Origin of the sequence: Bacteroides caecigallinarum, from assembly GCF_021530995.1 — a bacterium.
Taxonomy (GTDB): Bacteria; Bacteroidota; Bacteroidia; order Bacteroidales; family Bacteroidaceae; genus Phocaeicola; species Phocaeicola faecigallinarum.
In genome coordinates this window covers 1-238 of the sequence record NZ_JADYTF010000379.1, presented here as the reverse complement: position 1 = coordinate 238, position 238 = coordinate 1, and the positions used below count along the sequence as shown (strand labels likewise).

The following is a 238-nucleotide window of genomic DNA, read 5'->3' as shown; positions in this document are numbered from 1 at the left end:
AAGAAAATCAGCTTTCACTGCTCCAGGCACGGGTTTGCGACCCTGGCTCTCAGCAAAGGGATGCCAATCGAGAGCGTCAGCCGTATTTTGGGGCATACGAACATTGAGACCACGCAAATCTATGCGAGTGCGCCCAGATTGGTCGCTTGATAAATACTTCTGTAGCAAGAAGTTAGGATTGGGTTCAATATAATCCTATCGTCAATCAGCTTATCCGACGGGGAAACCTAACGGGGAG

The 238-nt window shown here is 49.2% G+C and carries 1 protein-coding gene; it reads left to right on the top strand.

Annotated features, from left to right (window positions below; translation table 11 throughout):
- The coding region (locus I6E24_RS17115; protein ID WP_235329885.1) for a tyrosine-type recombinase/integrase at nt 1–150 on the top strand (150 nt) is incomplete at its 5' end.
- Nucleotides 151–238: the final 88 nt, after the last annotated feature.